This window comes from Pseudomonas fuscovaginae SE-1 (genome assembly GCF_000364705.1).
GTDB classification, from domain to species: domain Bacteria; phylum Pseudomonadota; class Gammaproteobacteria; order Pseudomonadales; family Pseudomonadaceae; genus Aquipseudomonas; species Aquipseudomonas fuscovaginae_A.
Genome location: NZ_AQOH01000361.1, coordinates 1 through 20,417 on the forward strand (window position 1 = coordinate 1; position 20,417 = coordinate 20,417).

The 20,417-nt window shown below is 65.1% G+C and carries 16 protein-coding genes; 9 read left to right on the top strand and 7 right to left on the bottom strand.

Features of this window, described 5'->3' with window-relative positions; translation table 11 throughout:
• The 3 genes from K675_RS31560 to adeC form a co-directional block, all read left to right on the top strand.
• A partial coding sequence (locus K675_RS31560) for a condensation domain-containing protein (RefSeq protein ID WP_037007347.1) occupies positions 1-2,925 on the top strand: 2,925 nt, incomplete at its 5' end.
• 275 nt (positions 2,926-3,200) lie between these two features.
• Positions 3,201-4,028 (top strand): helix-turn-helix transcriptional regulator, encoded by an 828-nt coding sequence (locus tag K675_RS0128315; RefSeq protein WP_026145607.1) that lies wholly within the window; start codon positions 3,201-3,203, stop codon positions 4,026-4,028.
• A complete protein-coding gene (gene adeC / locus K675_RS0128320) occupies positions 4,025-5,440 on the top strand; it encodes an AdeC/AdeK/OprM family multidrug efflux complex outer membrane factor (protein WP_017906831.1) in 1,416 nt (471 codons plus the stop codon). Before K675_RS0128315 ends, adeC begins: the two co-directional genes overlap by 4 nt.
• A 61-nt stretch (positions 5,441-5,501) precedes the next feature.
• Here the strand turns inward: adeC and K675_RS0128325 are convergent, their stop codons facing one another.
• Positions 5,502-7,040, bottom strand: a complete 1,539-nt coding sequence (locus K675_RS0128325) for a class I adenylate-forming enzyme family protein (protein WP_017906832.1) — start codon at positions 7,038-7,040, stop codon at positions 5,502-5,504.
• Between the two features lie 269 nt (positions 7,041-7,309).
• Here K675_RS0128325 and K675_RS0128335 point away from each other — a divergent pair, with 269 nt between their 5' ends.
• Entirely contained in the window at positions 7,310-7,879 is a 570-nt protein-coding gene (locus K675_RS0128335; protein WP_017906834.1) for a LuxR C-terminal-related transcriptional regulator, read from the top strand.
• A 330-nt stretch (positions 7,880-8,209) separates the two neighbouring features.
• Here the strand turns inward: K675_RS0128335 and K675_RS0128340 are convergent, their stop codons facing one another.
• Positions 8,210-9,772 (bottom strand): DHA2 family efflux MFS transporter permease subunit, encoded by a 1,563-nt coding sequence (locus K675_RS0128340; RefSeq protein ID WP_017906835.1) that lies wholly within the window; start codon positions 9,770-9,772, stop codon positions 8,210-8,212.
• Positions 9,769-10,890, bottom strand: a complete 1,122-nt coding sequence (locus tag K675_RS0128345) for an HlyD family secretion protein (protein WP_017906836.1) — start codon at positions 10,888-10,890, stop codon at positions 9,769-9,771. The genes K675_RS0128340 and K675_RS0128345 overlap by 4 nt, the downstream gene beginning before the upstream one ends.
• Before the next feature lie 215 nt (positions 10,891-11,105).
• On the opposite strand from K675_RS0128345, the gene K675_RS0128350 reads away from it, so the two are divergent.
• The 5 genes from K675_RS0128350 to K675_RS0128370 all read left to right on the top strand — a co-directional run bounded on the left by K675_RS0128350 (position 11,106) and on the right by K675_RS0128370 (position 16,776).
• Positions 11,106-11,486, top strand: a complete 381-nt coding sequence (locus K675_RS0128350; RefSeq protein WP_017906837.1) for a RidA family protein — start codon at positions 11,106-11,108, stop codon at positions 11,484-11,486.
• Positions 11,487-11,650: 164 nt separating this feature from the next.
• Positions 11,651-13,642, top strand: coding sequence for a peptidase U32 family protein (locus K675_RS0128355; protein WP_017906838.1), 1,992 nt, complete (start codon positions 11,651-11,653; stop codon positions 13,640-13,642).
• Between the two features lie 147 nt (positions 13,643-13,789).
• Positions 13,790-15,037 carry an MFS transporter gene (locus K675_RS0128360; RefSeq protein ID WP_017906839.1) on the top strand — a complete coding sequence of 416 codons (1,248 nt, stop codon included), beginning with the start codon at positions 13,790-13,792 and terminating at the stop codon, positions 15,035-15,037.
• A 37-nt stretch (positions 15,038-15,074) separates the two neighbouring features.
• Positions 15,075-16,115: a GSCFA domain-containing protein gene (locus K675_RS0128365; RefSeq protein ID WP_017906840.1), complete on the top strand. Its 1,041-nt coding sequence runs from the start codon at positions 15,075-15,077 to the stop codon at positions 16,113-16,115.
• The gene (locus K675_RS0128370) at positions 16,078-16,776 is read left to right on the top strand and encodes a hypothetical protein (protein WP_026145608.1); all 699 of its coding nucleotides are present in this window, start codon (positions 16,078-16,080) and stop codon (positions 16,774-16,776) included. The genes K675_RS0128365 and K675_RS0128370 overlap by 38 nt, the downstream gene beginning before the upstream one ends.
• 50 nt (positions 16,777-16,826) lie before the next feature.
• On the opposite strand, the gene K675_RS0128375 is transcribed toward K675_RS0128370, so the two are convergent.
• The 4 genes from K675_RS0128375 to K675_RS0128390 form a co-directional block, all read right to left on the bottom strand.
• Positions 16,827-17,708 carry a TauD/TfdA dioxygenase family protein gene (locus K675_RS0128375; protein ID WP_017906842.1) on the bottom strand — a complete coding sequence of 294 codons (882 nt, stop codon included), beginning with the start codon at positions 17,706-17,708 and terminating at the stop codon, positions 16,827-16,829.
• A gap of 56 nt (positions 17,709-17,764) precedes the next feature.
• Positions 17,765-17,959, bottom strand: coding sequence for an MbtH family protein (locus K675_RS0128380; protein ID WP_017906843.1), 195 nt, complete (start codon positions 17,957-17,959; stop codon positions 17,765-17,767).
• Entirely contained in the window at positions 17,949-18,689 is a 741-nt protein-coding gene (locus K675_RS0128385) for a hypothetical protein (protein WP_017906844.1), read from the bottom strand. Before K675_RS0128385 ends, K675_RS0128380 begins: the two co-directional genes overlap by 11 nt.
• Positions 18,679-20,417 (bottom strand): SDR family NAD(P)-dependent oxidoreductase (locus tag K675_RS0128390; protein ID WP_026145609.1); only part of this gene is annotated, 1,739 nt, incomplete at its 5' end. The genes K675_RS0128390 and K675_RS0128385, both read right to left, overlap by 11 nt.

Sequence of the window (20,417 nt, forward strand, 5' to 3'; positions counted from 1 at the left end):
CGGCTGGTCGCCTATGTCTGCGGCGAGCCGGTGCCGGCCGAGCACCTGCGCAGTGCCTTGCTGGGCGGATTGCCGGAGTACATGGTGCCCAGTGCCTTCGTGCACCTGGACAAGCTGCCGCTGACCGCCAACGGCAAGCTCGACCGTCGTGCCCTGCCCGCTCCCGGCCAGGACGCCCTGGCGAGCAAGGCCTACGAGGCCCCGCAAGGCGAGACCGAAGAAGCCATCGCCGAGATCTGGAAAGGCTTGCTGCACCTGGATCAGGTCGGTCGCCATGACGGTTTCCTCGAACTGGGCGGACACTCGCTGCTGGCCGTGCAGTTGCTGTCGCGGCTGCGGCGCAAGCTGGGCGCCCGGATCAGCCTGCGCGAACTGTTCGACGACCCGACCGTGCGTGGCCTGGCTGCGCTGGTCAACGCCAGCGCCCCGAGCGAAGCCCAGTCGATTCCCCGGGCCAACCGCTCGGGTCGGCTGCCGCTGTCGTTCGCCCAGCAACGGCTGTGGTTCCTCGACCACCTGGATCACGCCGCCGGTGCCGCCTACCACCTGCCGATGGCCCTGCGGTTGACCGGCAGGCTGGACAAGGCGGCGCTGCAAGCGACCCTGGATCGCCTGGTGGCCCGCCACGAAACCCTGCGCACCCGCTTTGAACTGGTGGACGGCGAGCCGCTGCAGAAAATCGCCCCGGCCGATACCCGCTTCCCGCTGACGCAACAGGACCTGCGCGCACTGTCGGACGAAGCTCGCCAGACAACGCTGGAACGCCTCGGTCAGGACAATGCGACGCAACTGTTCGATCTGAGCCAGGGCCCGCTGGTGCGCGGCCAGTTGCTGCAAGTGGCGGACGAGGAACATGTGCTGCTGATCACCTTGCACCACATCGTTTCCGATGGCTGGTCCAACAGTGTCCTGGCCCATGAAGTGAGCGTGCTGTACAACGCCTTCAGCCAGGGGCGACAGGACCCGTTGCCGGCCCTGGCGCTGCAGTACGTGGATTATGCCGCCTGGCAGCGCCAGGCCCTGGACGGCCCGGCGCTGCAGGCCCAGATCGATTTCTGGCGCCAGCACCTGGAGGGCGCGCCGAGCCTGCTGAGCCTGCCGCTGGATCGACCGCGTCCGGCGATCCAGAGTTATGCCGGCGGTATCGTCGACTGCGTCTTCTCGCCGAAGCTGAGCGCCGACCTGCGCGCGTTCAGCCAGGCCCAGGGCAGCACGCTGTTCATGGTGCTGCTGGCCGGCTGGTCGGTATTGATGCACCACCTCAGCGGCCAGCACGATGTGGTGGTCGGGACCCCTGTCGCCAACCGTCAGCGTCCGGAGCTGGAGTCGCTGATCGGCTTCTTCGCCAACACCCTGGCATTGCGGATCGATGCTGGCCGCGAGCTGCGGGTGAGCGACATGCTCGGCAGGATCAAGGACCTGACCCTGGCAGCCTACAGCCATCAGGACCTGCCGTTCGAGCAGGTGGTCAGCGCCTTGCAGCCGACCCGCAGCATGAGCCACAGCCCGTTGTTCCAGGTGATGCTGAGCCTGGACAACACGCCGCCGGCACCGTTGCAGTTGCCCGAACTACAGGTGGCCTCCCTGGAAAGCGCCCACCGCACCACGCAGTTCGACCTGTCGTTGTCGCTGGTGGACACGGGAGAAAGGATCGCCGGCAGCCTGCAGTACGCCAGCGATCTGTTCGACACCGGCACCGTGCAGGCTATCGCCGGGCTATTGACCAGGGTCCTGGAAAATCTGGTGAGCGACGCGCAACAGTCAATCGGCCAGTTGCTGCAGAACACCCCGGCACTGCCACGCTCGGCCCATGCCGTGGCGATCGAGGCGCCTGTCGAGGAGCAACGGCCTGAACCACGGCCTTACGAAGCACCCCGCGGTGACACGGAAATCGCCATCGCCCAACTGTGGAAGGAGCTGTTCAAGCTGGAGCAGGTCAGCCGACATGACGATTTCTTCAGCCTCGGCGGTATTTCGCTGATGGCCGTGCAGATGGCCTCACGCCTGCGCAAGGTGCTCGGCAAGCCGATCGCGGTACGCGATCTGTTCGTCGAGCCGACCATCGCCGGTTTCGCCCGCACCCTGGACGGCCAGGCGCGCCCCGGCCAGCACGGCAACCTGGTGGCTGTCCGCCGCACGGGCTCGCAGCGACCGTTGTTCCTGGTCCACCCATTGGGCGGCGAAGTGCAGTATGCCCGGGATCTGGCGTCGGTACTGGACCCGCAGGTGCCGGTCTATGGTCTCGCCGCCAGCGGCCTGGTCGCCGGGGAAACGCCGTTGAACGAGGTGCCGGCCATGGCTGCACGCTATCTGGCAGCCATTCGCCAGGTCCAGCCGCAGGGGCCTTATCGGATCGCGGGTTGGTCGGCCGGTGGCCTGATCGCCTACGAGATGGCCAGGCAGTTGCAAAGCGCTGGCGAGCAGTTGGAGTTCGTCGGCATCATCGACGCTTCGGCACGTCCCGACCCGGCGCCGGCGCAGTCCCTGAGCGAAGCGCAATTCCTGATGGCCTGGCTGCCCGCACAGGTCGAACCCCGGGTGCACCGGCAACTGACCGCACTGGCGCAGGACAATGCCATCGAGGCGATGCTGGCGTTGTGCATGGCCGAGCGCCTGCTGCCGGAGGAACTGCCCCGAGACGTCGATGCCGGGCTGTTGCGCGGCCATCTCGCGGTGGCCTATGCGATACGCCTGGCCATCGGCGCCTATGTCAGCCCGCCCAGCACGCTCAGGGTCTCGCTGTTCACCGCCAGCGGACAGCAACGCAACGATCCGCTGTTGGGCTGGGGCTCGCTGCTTGAGGTCGCGCCGAGCGTCACGGCACTGCCCGGAACGCACAATACGCTGGTCCAGCCACCTCATGTCGAGGCACTGGGCCAGGCGATCTCCCGGGCCTTGAAGGACGGTACGGTTCAATCATCCTGATCAGGGAAAGCGTTTCACTCTGGAAAATCGGCGCCGGCTGAAATGGCGCCGACTCAGCCGCGTAGGATGTCCCTGTTTTCCATTACAGACTTATCCTACGTAGCTGCGTCTAATGATGATCCGCTACTGAATCGTTTTTGTGGATGAATTCACACGTCATGCCTGGGCTGCCAGGTGTCAGGCAAGAAATGGTTTGAGCGTCGAGGGGCGGTGGACGGATTGCCTGCGCCCTGACGACAGAATTGCAAGCTGTTACTGATATGCAGGATCAGCATATGAGCCCACGAACGAATGTCAAAGAAGCAAAGAACTCCCATATCTATATGGAACTGGGGAGACTGATTTCCAGCATCGGGGACGAGACATTCCTGAGCAACATGCATCAGTTGATCAACTCCTCGGTGGCTGTCAGCCGGGTCGAACTCAGCGAGTGGACCGTCGACGACACTCAGTCTTCGGTGGTCGACGTCCAACTGCTGGGGCATGCGGGCCTCGAGCTGAGCCCGCGGATGCAGGCGGTCTGTCCGACCAACGCCAAGCACCGCAACGACCATCCCCTGGTCAAGCGGGTGCTGGAGGTGCAGGACGCGCTGCTGATTCACCTGAATGCCCGGATGAAAAACGAAAAGGACAACAACTGCCTCGGCACCTCCCACCAATGCAGCCTGATTTCACGCAAGGCCAACCGTTGCTGCGTGATCTCACTGCACCGTCCACGGGGGGAACGCGATTACTCCCTGCAGGAGCTGTCCTTCCTGAAATGCCTCTCCGAAACGTTGTTACCGCTGGCGCAAAGGCATGCCCGGGCCTGTCGCCAGGCCGCTGCCAGAAACCCGCGGAAGAAGATACCCCATGCCTCGGGCCTGGAGCAGACGCAACTGCAGCATGAGTTCGGCGAGCGTCTGAATGCCTGCGAGATCACATTGTCGGCGCGGGAAAAGGAGGTCTGCCTGGGCCTGCTGGCCGGCGGCACCGTACCCGAGATCGCGGAAAAACTCCGCGTCAAGAACAGTTCCATCGAAACCTACCTCAAGCGCTCCGCCGCCAAACTGGGCGTCAGCGGACGACACGGATTGGCGAAGTGGATGATAGGAGCAGAATGAACAAGTCCCTGAGCCCCTGGCTGCTGGCCGCACTGACCCTGAGCGGTTGCTCGCTGATTCCGGATTACCAGCGCCCGGCGGCGCCGGTCGCCGCCCAATACCCCAACGCATCCGCCCTTGCCACGGCCCCCGCGGCGCCCCTGGCGGCGGACATGGGCTGGCGCGAGATGTTCCGCGATCCGACGCTGCAACAACTGATAGAAAGCGCCTTGCGCAACAATCGCGACTTACGCGTGGCAGCCCTCAATGTCGAGGCATTCCAGGCGCAGTACCGTATCCAGCGCGCCGACCTGTTCCCGGCGGTCAGCGCCACCGGCAGCGGCACGCACCAGCGTGTGCCGGCCAGCATCTCGGGAGCCGGCAAGCCGGCCATCACCCATAGCAACTCGGTGACGCTGGGGATCAGCGCCTACGAGCTGGACCTGTTCGGGCGTGTTCGCAGCCTGACCGACCAGGCCCTGCTGTCCTACCTGGCCACCGAAGAGGCCCGCCGCAGTACCCAGTTGAGCCTGATCGCCAGTGTCGCCAATGCCTACCTGACCTGGCGTGCCGACCAGCAACTGCTGGCCTTGACCCGGGATACGCTGGCGTCCTACGAGCAGAGCCTGCGGCTGACCGAACACAGCAATCAGGTCGGTACGGCCTCGGCCATTGCCCTGAGCCAGTCGCGCACGTCGGTGGAAAGCGCCCGGGCCAGTCTGGCGACGTTCCAGCGCCAGGTCGCCCAGGACCTCAACAACCTGACCTTGCTGGTGGGCACGCCGGTGACGGACACTGCGTCCAGCCAGCCGCTGGCCGCCGACTGGATCGCCGAGCTGCCGGCGGGCCTGCCTTCGGACCTGCTGCAACGGCGCCCGGACATCCTTCAGGCCGAGTACCAGTTGCAGTCGGCCAACGCCAGCATCGGTGCCGCTCGCGCGGCGTTCTTCCCGAGCATCACCCTGACCGCCAACGCCGGCACCTCCAGCAAGGAATTGTCGGGGCTGTTCAAGAGCGGTTCGGGAAGCTGGCTGTTCCAGCCGCAGATCAACCTGCCGATTTTCAACGCCGGCAGTCTGCGGGCCAGCCTGGACTACGCGAAGATCCAGAAGGATATCCGCGTTTCGCAGTACGAGAAATCGATCCAGACCGCCTTCCAGGAGGTCTCCAATGGCCTGGCGGCCCGCCAGACCTACAAGGACCAGTTGCAGGCGCAGAGCGATCTGGTGCAGGCCAACCAGACCTATTATCGCCTGGCGGAACGACGTTATCGCGTTGGCGTCGACAACAGCCTGACCTTTCTCGATGCCCAGCGCTCCCTGTTCAGTTCCCAGCAGACCCTGATCACCGACCGACTGGCGCAACTGAGCGCCGAGGTGAATCTGTACAAGGCACTGGGTGGCGGCTGGCTGGAACGCGGCAGCAACCTGTGATGGGTTGAAAATGGCTCGAGGCAGGCCTGGGTCTGCCTCGACATCGCCGCCGCGGATCCCGTCAGGGAATGCAGGGCTCACCGACATGACGCTTCAACCACTGGCGCAGCTCGGTCTTGAGTACCTTGCCGACGTTGTTCCGGGGCAATGCGCTGCAGAGGATGTACCGGTTCGGTTTCTTGAAGGCCGCCATACGCTGGATGAACCAGGCATCGAGCGAGGCCTCGTCGAGCGTCCCGCCGCCATGAGGCACGACAAAGGCCACCACCGACTCGCCCCGTACGCCATCGGACTGCCCCACCACGCAGACATCGAAGACCTGCGGATGTTGCGCCAGCACTTCCTCGACCTCCCGCGGATACACGTTGCCATCGCCACTGATGATCACATCCCTGGCCCGGTCGGTGAGCGTGAGGTACCCGGAATCGTCGATAAAGCCCACGTCGCCGGTCAGTAGCCAGTCATCCACCAGGGCCCGCCGCGTTGCCAGGTCGGTGCCCCAGTAGCCACCCATGACCGTGGGTCCACGCACAGCGATTTCCCCCAACTGTCCGCACGGCAGCGGCTCATGTCCGGCGTCCAGCACACGGAGCTCCAGGCACGTCTGGGCGCGCCCCACGGACGCGGCCTGCCTGGACCAGTCGAGGTCGCTACGAGCCGCGATCACCTCACGGGACAAGCTGCTGATCAACGGGCTTTCGCCCTGACCGTAAACCTGCACCAGCCGCGGGCCGAACGTATCGAGCGCGTCCTCCAGGTCCGCCAGGTACATGGGCGCAGCACCATAGACAATGGTCTTGATGCCCTCGCCGCCATACCCCTGGCGGCGGGCCTGCTCGACCATCTGCCGCAGCGTGGCCGGTGCCACGAAGACACTGACAGGCCCCAGCCGTCCGGCCAGTTGGAACAACTCATCGGCATTGAAACCGCGGGAGTCCGGAACCACATGACGGGCACCGCGGCGCACATGGATGCAACTGAAAAGGCCGGAACCATGGGACATCGGCCCGACATAAACCATGGCATCCTCGGCGGCGACCGGATCGACATCAAGCTGATAGCACAACGAGGTAGCGATGAGATTGCCATGGCTGAGCATCACCCCCTTGGGCCGCCCGGTGGTGCCCGAGGTATAGAACAGCCAGGCCAGGTCGTCGTCCTGCCGTGGACAAGGCGTGTCCGGCAGCATCGAATCCAGCGGAGCGAGCGTCCCCATGTCCTCCCGCTCAAGCTCCCGGCATCCCCGGGGCAAGGCCTCGCGTGGGAACAGCCTGCCATTGTCGGTAAAGATCAGCCGGGCCTGGGCGTCGCCGATGATGCAGCTGGCTTCGCTGGGGTGCAATTTACAGTTGATCGGCACCGCTACCGCACCGACCCACCAGATGGCGAAGAGCAGTTCGAGGTATTCGCAGCAGTTGGGCATGAACAATGCGATGCGGTCGCCGGGAACGATGCCGTGCTCGCCAGTCAGATAGGCGGCGCGATGCCTGACCAGTGCGGCGAAAGTGCCATAGTCGGCAACCTCCCGCATTCCCTCGAACAAGGCCGGCCGCCGCGGACAACGTCGGCCGGCGTCATCCAGCCAGTTGGCGATATTCATTGCTCAGCTCCTGCCGGCCTGGAGAAGCGGGGTGCGGGCCTTTTCCCTGTTGACGGCACCATCGTGGGGGCACGCGAAAGGCAAACAGCTGGCCGCGACAATGGGGACACGGTCATGGATCATGGCGATTTCCTTCTTGGATTGGCTGGAGCATCGATTACAATGGAGCACCAACGGGATCGCTCGCCAGTTGGTACAACTACGTACATGGGGTACGTAAGCCAGCCTTGGGCTCATCAATAACAACGCCCCACCGAATCAGGATGCCAATGAGCGCTATCGTGCAACAACAGGATCTCCAGCGCCTGGCATTCATGGCGTCCCCCGCGCCGCAGTTGATCACCGGCGACCGCGTGATACTTGACTGCAACGCCGCCTTCCTGGAACTGTTCGGCTACTCGCGCGAAGAACTGCTGGGGCAATTGACCCTCTTGATCCACCCTTCCCAGGCGGACTACAGAGTCTTCGGCAATCGCAGTCGCAACGGCTTGCGGCGCAGCAAGAGCGGTTCCTACTCCGATGAACGCCTGCTGCAACGCAAGGACGGCGAGGTGTTCTGGGCCAGGTCAGAGGGCTATACCCTGACCCCGAGCGATCCGTTCAAGCTGATCGTCTGGCACCTGGAGCGCCTGGGGCGGATGCAGCGTATCGCAGTGGACCTCACGCCCCGCGAACGTGAAGTGTCGATGCATATCGTCAAGGGCCTGACCTGCAAGGAAGTGGCGAAGAAGCTGCAGATTTCCCATCGCACCGTCGAAGTCCACCGTGCCCGGCTGATGAAGAAACTCCAGGCCAGGAACAGCGTCGAGCTGGTGTCGAAGATCATTCTTGTCGATTGAAGCCTGCGTACCGGCATGCTCGTTCGACTGCGCCTCAGGCTCTGCTCGCCCAGGCCATCGCGACCGATGGCGAGCAGGTGTCGAGCCTGCGCGGCGTGCCGCAACCCGCATCGGGGAAGGTCTTGCCGATGCGTCGCCGAAAGCGCTAGGGATTGGCCATGGTGACCAGGGGCTGGCGTGCCAGCAGGTCCACACGCTCAAGAGCGAGTTCTTCCACCTGGAATCGTTTGAGGGCGTGGGGCGGTTCAAAGGGTGAAACCAAAACATCAGCTAAACGCGCAAACGGATATGTACCCCCACCTGCGCCCTCCCCCCGTTTCTCGCACCCGATCAATGCCCATCCGCAGACGGCCGCGGCGGCTGAACCTTGCGCATCAACGGCACCAACGCCGTCGCCAGAATAAAGCACATCATGATCACCAGAAATGCGTCGGCATAAGTCAGCGTCTGGGCCTCTCGCCAGGTCAGGGCCCAGAGCTGGCGCAACGCGACCTGACCGGCATCCAGACTGTTCTGGCCAAGCACCTGAGCACTGCCACTCAATTGTTCGAGCCAGAGATTCATCTCTTCGTTACGGCTGTTCAGATGTTCCGCCAGGCGCAGAAAATGCAGATTGCTGCGATCATTGAGCACGGTGGCGCAGGCGGCGATACCGATCGCGCCGCCGAGATTGCGCATCAGGTTGAACAGGCCCGAGGCGAGCTTGAGCCGGCCCGGTGCCAATGACCCCAGGGTCAGCGTCACGGTCGGCGCGACGGTCAATTGCTGGGCAAACCCGCGTATTGCCTGGGGCAGCAGCAGTTCCTTGCCGCCCCAGTCATGGGTGATCGGCGCGAAGTTCCACATCGACAGACCGAACAGTGCCAGGCCGAGCATCAGGATCCAGCGCAGATCGATGCGGCTGGCGAGCAACGCGTACACCGGAATCGCCAGCAACTGGAAGATGCCGGTGGAGAACACCGCGACACCGATATCCAGCGCACCGTAGCCGCGCACCCGGCCTAGGAACAACGGAGTCAGATAGATAGTGGCGAAGATACCGATGCCGGTAATGAAGGAAAACAGGCAACCGAGGGCAAAGTTACGCTCGCCAAGGGCGCGCAGGTCGACGATCGGTTCGTCGATTTCCAAGCAGCGCCAGATGAACAGCACCCCGCTGGCCAATGCGATCCAGGCCGTCAGGGTAATGGTGCTGTCGCTGAACCAGTTCCAGCGTGGCCCCTCCTCGAGGGTGTATTCCAGGCAGCCGAGGAAGACCGCCATCAGCACGATGCCCAGGTAGTCGGCGCCCTTGAGCAACGCCAGGTTCGGCTGGTCGATCCGTACCAGCAGCGGCACGCTGAGGGTCACGAACAGGCCCGGCAGCAGGTTGATGTAGAACAGCCAGTGCCAGGAGGAAATATCGGTGATCCAGCCACCGACCGCCGGGCCCAGGGTCGGCGCGAGCGAGGCGATGGCACCGATGGTCGAGGCGGCGATGATGCGCTGCTTGCCGTTGAAATAGATGAAGGCGGTGGTGAACACCAGCGGGATCATCGAGCCACCGAGAAAACCCTGCAGCGCGCGAAAGGCGATCATGCTCTGGATGTTCCAGGCCACTGCGCACAGCAGGCTGGTCAGGGTGAAACCGGCGGCGGAAGCGGCGAACAGCCAACGGGTGCTCATCACCCGCGACAGCCAGCCGGACAGCGGGATCACGATGATCTCGGCGATCAGGTAGGCGGTCTGTACCCAGGCGGTGTCGTCCGCGCCGGCGGACAGGCCGCCACCGATATCGCGCAGCGAGGCGGAGACGATCTGGATGTCGATCAGGGCGATGAACATCCCCAGGCACATGCAGGCGAAGGCGGCGACCTTCTGCCGCGTGCTCAGCGTCGGCCCTTCGCCGCTCATGGTTGGCTGGCCTGGGCGACGGTGGGCCCGAGGTGCGGCTGCTCGCGGGTGTTCACCTCGGTGAACACCGACAGGCCCGGACGCAGCGCGCCGAAGTCGGCGTCGCTGCCGTCGAGGCGAATTCGCACCGGCACCCGCTGGACGATCTTGGTGAAGTTGCCGGTGGCATTCTCCGGTGGCAACACGCTGAACTGGGCCCCGGTGGCAGGTGCCAGGCTTTCGATGTGCCCGTGGAACTCCCGGCCGGGGAGAATATCGGCCTTGATGCTGACCGCCTGGCCGACTTGCATCCGTGCCAACTGGTCTTCCTTGAAGTTGGCGTCCACCCACAGGCCATGGGCCGGCACCACGGCGACCAGTTGGCTGCCGGCCGCCGCATAGGCGCCGACCTTGGCCCGGCGGTTGCCGACATAGCCGTCCACCGGGGCCCGCAGCTCGGTATTGTCGAGGTTCAACCGGGCCTGGTCGCGCTCGGCTTGCGCTTGCTCCAGCATGGCCCGGGCCTGTTGGCGTTGGGTGTCGATCACGGCCAGTTGACGTTGCGCGGCGAGCAACCCGGCTTCGGCTCTTGCCCGTTCCGCCTGGGCGGTCTTCCAGGTGGCGTCGGCACGCTGCGCACTTTCGACGGAGACCGCCAGGCTGCGCACCAGCGTCTGGTAGCGCGCATGGTCGTCGTGCGCACGCCGGGCCTCGGCCTCGCTGGCATCGATCTGCGAGCGAGCCTGGCTGATCAGCGCCTGCTGCAACTGTTCGGTGGCATCCAGATTGGCCAGGCCGGCTCGCTGGGCGGCCACGGCGCCTTCGGCCTTGGCCAGGGCGGTGCGGTAGTCGCGCACATCGATCCGTGCCAGCAGGTCACCGGCCTTGACGAACTGGTTGTCGCTGACCGCGACCTCGGTGATATAGCCCGGCACCTTGGCGCTGATCACCGTCACTTCGGCACCGACGTAGGCATCCTCGGTGTCTTCGACGAAGCGTCCGGTCTGCCACCAGTGACCGCCATAGACGATGGCGCCGGCCACCGCCACCGCGAGCACCGCCAGGCGCAGCAGCCGCTTGCGCCGCGCCGGGGCGGCGACCGTTGTATTTTCGGGGGCAATATGGACTTGGGTGCCCATGGCGAACGGACCTCTATCACTGGCAATGAAAAATTATGATCATAATATTTCATGCAAACTTCTATCATGCAAGTGACTATTTCCCGGCCTGCGCAATCACTCGTCCGGGCCATGCGGTACCGGTGCCGGCCGGTCGCGCTTATACTGTCGGGCTGACGATCAACGGGCAGCCCCTGCGCTCGCCCTTCCCTTTGCCCCCGAACAAGAGACCCCCCATGGCCAATCAAGACCTGACCTTCCTGCCCGATCCCGACGCGGACTCGATTTCCTCTGACGTTGCCGGTTTCGGCGGCCTGCTGGTGTCCACCCAGATCCCGACCCGTGCCGACGGCAGCCTGGAACTGGGCGATATCACCCGGCAGAGCGAATGCACGCTGCAGGCGCTGAAGGTGGCACTGGAAAAAGCCGGCAGTTCGCTGGACCGGGTGCTGCACCTGACCATCTACCTGACCGATATCGCCGATCGCCCAGCGTTCAATGAGGTCTACAAGCGTTTCTTCGTCAAGCCCTGGCCGGTGCGCGCGGCGATTGGCGTGGCGGCATTGGGAGTCGAGGGCATGAAGGTGGAAGTCACCGCAATGGCGGCGAAGGCCTGACACCCCCCGTGGATTGCGCACTTCCCCGGTCATTGCGCGATCCCTGTGGGAGCCCGCCGGCTCCCGCAACGGCGATGTGTCCTTCCACCCGGCGGCAACGGATGCCGGCCAAGCGTTTCGCCGCTACAATGCACGCCTTGACCGTGCAGCCTGACTAGAAAAACATGTCCCTACCCAAGCATCACCTGGAATTGCTCAGCCCCGCCCGCGACGTGGCCATCGCCCGCGAAGCCATCCTGCACGGGGCCGATGCCGTGTATATCGGCGGCCCGAGCTTCGGCGCCCGTCACAATGCCTGCAACGAAGTGAGCGATATCGCCCAGTTGGTGGAGTTCGCCCGTCGTTATCACGCGCGGGTCTTCACGACCATCAATACCATCCTGCACGACAACGAGCTGGAGCCGGCGCGCAAGCTGATCCACGAACTCTACGAGGCCGGCGTCGACGCGCTGATCGTCCAGGACCTGGGCGTGATGGAGCTGGATATCCCGCCGATCGAGCTGCACGCCAGCACCCAGACCGACATCCGCACCCTGGAGCGGGCCAGGTTCCTCGACCAGGCCGGTTTCTCGCAACTGGTGCTGGCCCGCGAGCTGAACCTCAAGGAAATCCGCGCGATAGCCGACGAGACCGACGCGGCCATCGAATTCTTCATCCACGGCGCGTTGTGCGTGGCCTTCTCCGGCCAGTGCAACATTTCCCATGCACAGACCGGTCGCAGTGCCAACCGCGGCGACTGCTCCCAGGCCTGCCGCCTGCCCTACACGCTCAAGGACGACCAGGGTCGCGTGGTCGCCTATGAGAAACACCTGCTGTCGATGAAGGACAACAACCAGAGCGCCAACCTGCGCGCCCTGGTCGAAGCCGGCGTGCGCTCGTTCAAGATCGAGGGCCGCTACAAGGACATGGGTTATGTGAAGAACATCACCGCCTACTACCGCCAGCGCCTGGACGACATTCTCGAAGGCCGCCCGGACCTGGCCCGCGCCTCCAGCGGCCGCACCGCGCACTTCTTCGTGCCGGACCCGGAAAAGACCTTCCATCGCGGCAGCACCGACTACTTCGTCAGCGACCGCAAGATCGATATCGGCGCCTTCGACACCCCGACCTTCACCGGCCTGCCGGTGGGTGTGGTGGAAAAAGCCGGCAAGCGCGACCTGCAGGTGGTGACCCGCGAGCCGCTGTCCAACGGTGATGGCCTCAACGTGCTGATCAAGCGTGAAGTGGTCGGCTTTCGCGCCAACGTCGCCGAACCACGCGGCGAGTTCGAGGAGGACGGTGAAAAACGCTACCGCTATCGCGTCGAACCGAATGAGATGCCAGAGGGCATGCACCGCCTGCGCCCGAACCATCCGCTGAACCGCAACCTCGACCACAACTGGCAGCAGGCCTTGCTCAAGACCTCCGCCGAGCGTCGGGTCGGCGTCGACTGGACGGTCCGCCTGCGCGAAGAACGTCTGGAACTGACCGCCACCAGCGAGGAAGGCGTCAGCGCCAGTGTCGCCCTGGACGGTCCGTTCGGCCTGGCGAACAAGCCGGAGCAGGCCCTGGAGCAACTGCGCGACCTGCTTGGACAGTTGGGTACCACCCAATACCACGCCACCGCCATCGAACTCGATGCACCACTGGCCTATTTCATCCCCAACTCGCAGCTCAAGAGCCTGCGCCGCGAAGTGATCGAAGCCCTGACCGAAGCTCGCGTCGCCGCTCATCCGCGCGGCGGACGCAAGGCCGAGACCAGCCCGCCACCGGTGTACCCGGAGTCGCACCTGTCTTTCCTGGCCAACGTTTACAACCAGAAGGCCCGTGACTTCTATCACCGCCACGGGGTCAAGCTGATCGACGCGGCGTTCGAGGCCCACGAGGAAACCGGTGAGGTGCCGGTGATGATCACCAAGCACTGCCTGCGTTTTTCCTTCAACCTGTGCCCGAAACAGGCCAAGGGCGTCACGGGTGTGCGGACCAAGGTCGCGCCGATGCAACTGATCCAGGGTGACGAAGTGCTGACCCTGAAGTTCGACTGCAAGCCTTGCGAGATGCACATCATCGGCAAGATCAAGGGCCACATCCTCGACCTGCCACAACCGGGCAGCGCCGTGGTCGGCCATATCAGCCCGGCCGATCTGCTCAAGACCATTCCCCGCGCGCCACACTGAGGTGAGCGGCCTTGACGGCCGCTTTCGTCACTGACGTATAGAAAGTCGCCGATATGCCTCCAAAGGCTTGCATATCGGCGCCTGGCCCTCTTCAATGGACAGGCCCCGCCTTCGGGCGGTTTCCTGTTTGCTGCCGAGACGAGCCAGATGGATCTGCGCCAGAAACCCGCCCTATGGAAGACCTTGTGGGCCCTGCCTGCGGCCACCCGCTGGCTGCTGCTCGGCATCGGCCTGTCGCGGGTCGCCTCGTTCATGGTCTGGCCGTTCATCGTGGTGGCGATGAACCGACGCTTCGGCACGCCGATCACCGATATCGGCGCGCAACTGGCCCTGGGCGCGTTGATCAGCATTGCCCTCTCGCCGCTCAGCGGCTTTCTCGGCGACACCTTCAATGCCCGCAACCTGATGGGTTTCGGCTGCGCCCTGGGGGCCGGCTGCTTCCTGTCGATGGGCCTGGCGCCCGGGCAGACCAGCTACTTCGTCGCGATCATCGGCATGGCCGTCGCCCACAGCATTCTCGAACCGTTGCTGCGGGTATTGCTGAGCGATACCGTCGCCACCGACGATGAGCGCACCTTCCTTTTTCATATCCGCTATTACGTGGTCAATTGCGCAGCGGCCAGCGGGCCGCTGATCGGCATGTGGTTCGCCAACCGCGAGAGCGACGCGGTGTTTCCGTTCGCCGCCTGCGCCTACGGCCTGCTCGCCCTGGTGGTCTTCGCCGCCGCCCGCTATCGGCAGCAGGCCCCTCACCTGTCCGGGCAGGAATCCGTCTCGCCGCCCTTGCGCCAGGTACTGCGGGCGATCCTCGGCAACCGGCTGTTCCTGACCATCATCGTCGCCAACTTTTTCCTGGTGCTGGTCTACGCCCAGGTCGACGAGTCGCTGAGTTTCTACCTGCTGGCGCTCAAGGTCGAGGACATCAATGGCGTGATCGCCAGCCTGAACGTGACCAACGCTTCGGTGGTGCTGGTGTTTCATCTGTTCCTGATGGGCTGGCTGATGAACCTGGCCGACAAGCGCGCCTATATCCTGGCACTCGGCTGCCTGATGATCGGCCACGCGATCATCGCCCTGAACACCGACGCGCTCTGGTACGGCTGGATACTGGCGATCGGTTGCGCCACGCTGGCCGAGATCATCGTCATGCCGTTGTTCGCCACCCTGATCGACCGCCTCGCACCGCCCGGCATGCGCGGCAGTTTCATCGGCATCTCGATGCTGGCCGGGCTCGGCTCGGCGCTGGCGCCTCTGCTCGGGGCGCTGGTGATCAGCCATTTTGGCGGCGTGGTGCTGTTCTCGGCCCTGGCGCTGGCCTGCCTGCCCATCGGCCTGCTCGGCTACCGGGCGCTGGACGCTGGCCAGCCGACCCGTGCGCTGGAGCCGACGACATGATCACCCTCTACCAGGCCCCATTCGGAGTGACCCAGGGATGAATCCTTACCAACTGCTGGCTTCTCGCTCATTCTGGCGCAGCGCCGTGGCCCAACAGACCGCGGAGAGCATGAGCGAACTGTGGCTGCCGCAATTCGACATCGAACGCGACGATGCCATCGTCACCGCCGGCTCCTGCTTTGCCCAGCATATCGGCCGGGCGCTGGTCGAGCGCGGGATGAACTGGGTCGACAGCGAACCGGCGCCGGCAGGTCTGTCGGAAGCCGAGAGCAAGGCTCGGCACTATGGCGTGTTCTCCTTTCGCACCGGCAACCTCTATACCCCGGCGATGCTGCGCCAGTGGCTGGAGTGGTGCCTGGGTCTGAAGGATATGCCCGAGGAGGTCTGGCATCGCGATGGGCGTTTCTTCGATCCCATGCGGCCGGTGGTCGAGCCCGAAGGCCATGCCAGCCGGCAGGCGCTGCTGGAGGCCCGGCAGGTCACCCTGGCGGCGATGAAGACGGCGTTGCAGCGGGCCAAGGTCTTCGTTTTCACCCTGGGACTGACCGAGGCCTGGGTGGACCGGCGCACCGGCCTGGTGTACCCGGTCTGTCCCGGCACGTTGCAGGGGACTTTCGATCCACAGGCCCATGCCCTGCGCAACTTCGGTTTTGTCGACAGCTACCGGGAGATGAAGACGGCGCTCGAACTGTTGCGTTCGGTGAATCCACGGATCCGGGTGCTGCTGACCGTGTCGCCGGTGCCGTTGACCGCCACCGCGACCGGCCAGCACGTCCTGACCGCCACCACCTACTCCAAGTCGGTGTTGCGCGCGGTGGCCGGCCAGTTGTGCGAGGAACAGGCGGACGTCGACTACTTCCCCTCCTACGAAATCATCACCGGCACGCCGTTCAAGGCCGCCTTCTACCAGGCCAACCAGCGCGAGGTCACGGCCGAAGGGGTGGCGTTCGTCATGCACCGGTTCTTCAGCGCCCTGAACGGCCAACCGCCGGTGGCGCCTGCCCCTGCGATCGTTCATCTGCCCAGCGAGGACCTTGTTTGTGAAGACGCCGTACTCGACTACTACGCCAAGCCCTAGTTTCCTGCTGCTGGGCGACTCCAACGCCGGGCCGATCGGCAAGGCGGCGCAGGCCCGCGGGTTGACGGCCTGCGGTGGGCCGCTGGGGGCCGGACGGGATTTCAACGTCGATTTCCTGGTGTCGCGACCGGGGGACGTGGGGTTTCGTGACGGGGACATGGACCAGCGCTATCGCCAGGCCCTCGAACTGGCCGGAGTGGCCCGGTTGGGGGAACTGTCGGTCCCGCTGGTCAGTACACTGGGCATGAGCGTGCACTTTCTCGCCAGTCGACCGAACTGGCACTGCTACCAGGACGAGCGCGGCGAGTTCGATGCCGGGTTTCTGGACGGGGCCCTGTTCGAGTCGATCATCGAGCAAATGAGTCGGCATGCCCTGGCCTTTTACGAGCGGGTGCTGGCGATGGGGGTCAGGGTGCTGGTGGTCCTGCCGCCGCAGCGTGTGCCGGAGTTTTCCGATCCGCGGGTATTCCTCCCGGCACAGGAGGTGCTGATTCGACGGTTTCGCGAGCTGGGCGTCGAGCTGGTCGATGTACGGGCAGCGGCCAATGGCGAGGATGGCTGGCAGCATCCGCGGTTCTGCGAAGTCGACGACCCGCTGCACGGCAACCTGGCGTTCGGGGAGCTGATCGTCGAAGCGCTGCTTCCCCGACTCGCCGCCTGACACAGCGCAAATCCTGCTTCGTTTGTGGGAGACCCCGCTCCCACAGGGTGTCAGGTTCCGGTATAGGGCTGCGGCTGCTCGCCGAGGATAGTGACCCGTTCGCCATAGCGCGAATGCGGGAAATAGTCCCACACCGCATGGTGCTGGGTGCAGCGATTGTCCCAGAACACCAGGGTGTTGGGCTCCCAGCGTACCCGGCAGGTGAGGATCGGCTCGCGGGCCACCACGCCGAACAACAGGTCCAGCAGCGCCCGGCTTTCCCCCTCGGACAGTTGCACGATATGCGAGGTGAACCCCGAATTGACGAACAACGTCTTGCGCCCGGTCTGCGGATGACGCACCACCACCGGGTGTTCGGTCCGGGGCAAGCCTTCCGGCGCCTGGTAGCCCTTCCACGGAATCGCCCCATCATGGATGGCCGTCAACCCCTGGAGAAAACCCTGCAGGGTCGGCGAAAGCATATCCAGCGCCAGGTGCATGTTGGCGAACAATGTGTCACCACCGGTACCGATGGCCGGAGTTTCCTTGATGTACAGCATCGACCCCATCGACGGCGCCAGGTCCGCCGTCCCGTCGGTATGCCAGGCTTCCCCGGCGACGAAGCGTGACTGCGCCGTGGCGCGGATGACCACCAGCTCGGCATCGTCGCCGTCGATGTCCTCCAGCGGCAAGGCGCGCAACTCGCCGAACAGGCGGCCGAAGGCCTTGTGCTGCTCGACGCTCAGGTGCTGGTCACGAAACACCAGCACATGATTTTCCAGAAAGGCCCGGCGTATCTCGGCCAGTTGTTCGGGCGACAGCGCCCGGGACAGGTCGACCCCGCCGATCTGGGCACCGATGATCGGCGTCAGCCGGTCCACCGTGATGTGCTGGTAAGGCGCCCGACGTTCGCCGGCGATCCTCTCGACCGCCTTCAATGCCCACTGATCCATGTTCCCTCACCTTTTTCGAGTTGTTCCCGTGATTGACCGATGCACCGGGCCGGCCGTCAGTTGCGCGGCTCGCGCAGCGAGCGCGGACGCATGTCGGTCCAGTGCTCGTCGATGTAGTCCAGGCAGGCCTGGCGCTCGCCACCGGCCCCGGTGGCGCTCCAGCCGATGGCCATGTCCTTGCCCCGCGGCCAGATGGAATACTGGCCCTGGTGGTTGATGACGACGTCGAACATTTCCGTTTCACTGTTCATGTTGTTCTCCAGAAAAATAACCCCGAGCGGCCGGAGCCGCCTCGATCAGACAGCGACTCAACCCTTCGGCCAGCCGTTGCAGCACCTGCCCATGGGCTTCGGCCCCCTGTGCTTCACGTCCGGCCCGGACCAGGGCACAGACCCGCGTCGCGCCGGCGCAGATCCCGGCGTAGGCCCGGGCATCGTTGTCGGCATAGACAGCCGCCGCGATTCGCCCGTAGGCCCGGCTGTTGGCATCGGCGAATGCGGCCGCGTTGGCCTCTGTGCTCAATTGGGCGTAGTAGTCGGCGTAGGCCAGGGCATCGCCGAAATGCTCGGCAATCATCGCCGTGTTGGCCGGCGCGGTGGCGTAGGCCATGGCGATCTCATGGGCCCGGGCATACCCGGCGGCATAGGGAAAGGCCTGGCGATACAGCGCCGGCAAGATCGGCTTCAATGCCGCCAGCCATTCGCCACGCCGCCCGTTGAGCCCCAGGGCCGCGCGCCGATGCAACTGCTGCAACGCACTCAGGTCAGCGGCGCCGAGACCCTCGATGCCCGCTTCCAGCAGCTCCGGCAACACCGTCTCGGCCTGCCAGACATGCATCAGGCGAAAAGGCGGCGGCCCGCCGAATCCCGCCAGCGCCGCCTGCAGTTCGTTGCTCCAGCGTCGGGCCCAATCCTCGGGCTGCCCGTCGAGCAGCACCGCCATCAACTCCTGCAGCCAGTCGGTGTTCTGCTCAAGCGACATGTCCACCTCCCAGGCCGATCGTTTCGCCGATCAGGCGTGCCCATTGCCCCGCGACAATGCCGTAGTGGTCGGTATCCAACGCCTGCCAATCGAGCATCCGCGGCAACAGGGCCTGCCAGGCGCCCCGCAACTGATCGGCCTGCCAGGCGCGGCCGACGCCATAGGGGTTGGCCTGCGTGGCGACGAACAGCCGGGCCGGCGTATCCGGCAGCACCGGCGGTGTGAAGGAGCCCATGCTCGCCATGTTGTGCCTGCAGCAGGTGGTCAGGCGCCGCAGGTAGCCCTGCATTTCCTCGGACAGGCCCTGCCCGATCGCCTGCGGCCAGCGCAGGGAAAACTCGCGCTGGAACACCTGCTCGACATGCCCGTCGTCCATCCGTGCCAGCTCGGCCCCCGCATCCGGCGCCGGCGGGTCGATCAGATACAGTAACGGCGGCTCCAGGCCCATCGTTCGGATCTGGGCACACATGGCCTGGACCACCCAGGCGCCGAATGACCAGCCGGCCAGTCGCCAGTTGCAGGACTGGCGCGGGAATCGGGCCTGCAAGACCCCCAGGTAGCGGGCAGCGCGCTGCTCGATGGTGAGTGCCGGCAACTGCGGATGCTGCAGCAGCGGATCGGCGATCACACAGACACCCAGCGAGTCGGGCAAGGCCGCCGCCAACTCCCGATAGGCCTGGACATCCCCCCCCACCGGATGCACCAGGCACAGCCAGTCGTGGCCATCACCGTTATTCCAGATATCGAGCTGTACCGCCTGCGGCCAGTCGACGACAGCCGTCCTGGCAGCACCGCCCTCGATCAACGCAATGATTTCATGCAGGCTGACCTTGTGGCTGAACTGCGACAGTTGCAGGCCGACCCCGAACCGCGCCTGGACCTCGTCGATCAGGTCGAGCAGCGTCAGCGAGTCGGCGCCCAGTTCATACAGCGAATCCTCGTCCTCCAACGTCTCGGTACCGAGCCATTGGCACAGGCACTCGCGCAGGTGGCTGGCCAACTCCGGAGCGCCTGCGACCGCAGCGGTGCCGGCTTCGGAAATGACCGCGTCATGCCGCCGCGGGTAGAACTGGCGCGACGCCTCGATCGAGGTGGTCGAGACCAGGCACTGCGGCAGTTGCAGTGCCAGCGCCAGATCGAACACCTGTCCCCCCTCCTCGACCGACAAACCGACCGCCAGATGCCGCTGATGTGCCTCGTCACCGGCACTCACGGCGGTCGCCATGCCGCGCTCGCGCCAGATATCCCAGTTGATGCCCAGACGCACGCAACGGCTGGCGGCCTCCGGCTGGTAATGGGCGAAGCCGTCCATGACACCGCTGGCGGCGGCGTAGTCCAGGTGCCCGGCACCGCCGAGCAGCGCCGACATCGACGAGCAGTACAGCACGAAACCCGGCGACAGGCGGGCAATCAGCATTTCCACCGCCAGCATGCCGAGGGTCTTGGCGGCCATGACGCTGTCCATCTGCCGGGCATCGCGATGGCGGATCAGGCTGCCGGCACCGATGCCCGCCGCGTGAATCACGCCCGCCAGCTCGCCATGGCGCCGCGCCAACTGCTCGACGATCCCCGGCCAGCGCGCCAGGTCGGCGATGTCGGCCCGCACCACCTCGACCCGATCGCCGTGGGCGTCCAGGCTCTGCGGGCGTGCGCCGCGACGGGAAAGCACGATCACCCGCCGTCCCGGCGCCTGCAGCAGATGCTCGCACAGGCTGCTGCCGATACCGC